This window comes from Microbacterium sp. 13-71-7 (assembly GCF_002257455.1).
Classification (GTDB): Bacteria; Actinomycetota; Actinomycetes; order Actinomycetales; family Microbacteriaceae; genus Microbacterium.
Window position 1 is genome coordinate 1 of the sequence record NZ_NCKN01000407.1, and the last position, 1,533, is coordinate 1,533.

Sequence of the window (1,533 nt, forward strand, 5' to 3'; positions counted from 1 at the left end):
CCCGCGAGCGGGGCGACCTCGAGGAAGGGGCTTCCCGTGTCGAGCAGGTGGTCCACCCTGTCCCTGGCGAGGAGCTTGCCCCGCTCGGTGTGGCGGATGCGGGACTTCTCCGGTCCTCCGAGAGCGGCCTCTGCGCGGCGCGCGCGCAGCTCGTCGACGAGCTCCCGGTAGGTCGGCGCTGGTGCGCTCGGCGCGGATGACTGCGGCACGGAACCCTCCATCGGGTAGGGCCATCGGGCGACGATGGGACTCGTGATTCAGATTAGCGAGCGTTAACTGAAATGTCCACGGGTCACTCTGGGAACGTCGCGGCCCCGACGTCCTGGCACGCGACGAGGAGGCGCTTGTCCCGCGTCCACAGCGCCGCTCCGGGGGAGATCAGGACGGATCCGAGCAGATGCACGTCCACGGCGCTCAGCCCGCGGCTCTGCAGCCCATGCCTCTCCACGAGCGTGAGAAGCTCCTCATGGGTGAGGCGCGGCAGGCGATGCAGATTCCCGAGCAGCGAGAGCACGGCCTGGCGCCGGGCGATCGACCCCAGGGCGAGTTCCTCGATCACGTCCTCGTGCACGGCGCACTCATCCTGCTCGAGCAGGGCCGTCAACCTCGGATCCGCGCGATGCAGATGATCGATCCAGATCGACGTGTCGACGAGGATCATGCCGCGGTGCGTCGACGGCGCGGCGCGGCAGACGCATCGGGATCCGAGCCGCCGAGTGCGGCGAGCCGCCGACCAGACTCGATCCGGATCAGAGCCTCCAGCCCGGACCGCAGCAGTACGGCGCGCTCGGTGATGCCGGTCAGTGCGGCGGCCCGTTCGAGCAGGTCGTCATCGAGGGTCACGGTCGTGCGCATGTCGCCTCCGAATCACAGTGCGCATCAGATGATGCGTATTCGGATGATACGCCTGGCACGCGCTCAGACCCCGTACTCGACGCCGATGCGGTCGCGGAGCTGCACGCTGCAGGCGGCCACGGTCTCGTCCCACACGGTGGTGGCCCCGTCCTGCGCCGTGTCGGAGATCGCGCGCAGCACCCGGATCGGCACGCCGAACTGGTCGGCGACCCAGACGTAGGCGTAGGTCTCCATGTCGACCAGCACCCCGCCGAGGCCCCGGATCCGCTCGACCACCGCGACGTCGTCGACGAAGCTGTCGCCCGTCGCGATCACGAGGCCGTCGCGGCCGGTCGCGACGCGCGGCGGCAGCGAGACGTGCTGCCCGATCACCCCGTCCAGATCCTGTACGTCGTGCTGGATCGCGGCCGTGATCTCGTAGACGCCGCCGGGGAGCTCCGGATCCACCCCGCCGGCCGTGCCGACGACGACGATCTCCTCGTACGCGGCCGCGTCCAGCGCGCGGGTGAGGCCGTAGGCCGCCTTGAGCTTGCCGGGGCCGGTCACGAGCCGGTCGAAGCCCTCCAGCGACTCGGGGAAGGCCTGCAGTTCGGACGCGAGGGCGGCGACGAGGAGTCTCATGCCTCCATCCTCGCAGGCGCCGCCGAGGCGATGTCGGCGTTCACGCGCACGAAACGT

At 70.2% G+C, this 1,533-nt stretch carries 3 protein-coding genes and 1 pseudogene; all 4 read right to left on the reverse strand.

What is annotated here, in order from left to right; translation table 11 throughout:
* Positions 1 to 209, reverse strand: a pseudogene (locus B7X32_RS20825) (methylcrotonoyl-CoA carboxylase); the annotation flags it as partial.
* A gap of 83 nt (positions 210 to 292) precedes the next feature.
* On the reverse strand, positions 293 to 661 hold the full coding sequence (locus B7X32_RS20830; protein ID WP_292724131.1) for a type II toxin-antitoxin system VapC family toxin: 369 nt from the start codon (positions 659 to 661) through the stop codon (positions 293 to 295).
* Positions 658 to 855, reverse strand: coding sequence for a type II toxin-antitoxin system VapB family antitoxin (locus B7X32_RS20835; RefSeq protein WP_292724134.1), 198 nt, complete (start codon positions 853 to 855; stop codon positions 658 to 660). Before B7X32_RS20835 ends, B7X32_RS20830 begins: the two co-directional genes overlap by 4 nt.
* Positions 856 to 918: 63 nt before the next feature.
* Entirely contained in the window at positions 919 to 1,476 is a 558-nt protein-coding gene (locus B7X32_RS20840; RefSeq protein ID WP_292724137.1) for a nucleoside phosphorylase, read from the reverse strand.
* Positions 1,477 to 1,533: the final 57 nt, after the last annotated feature.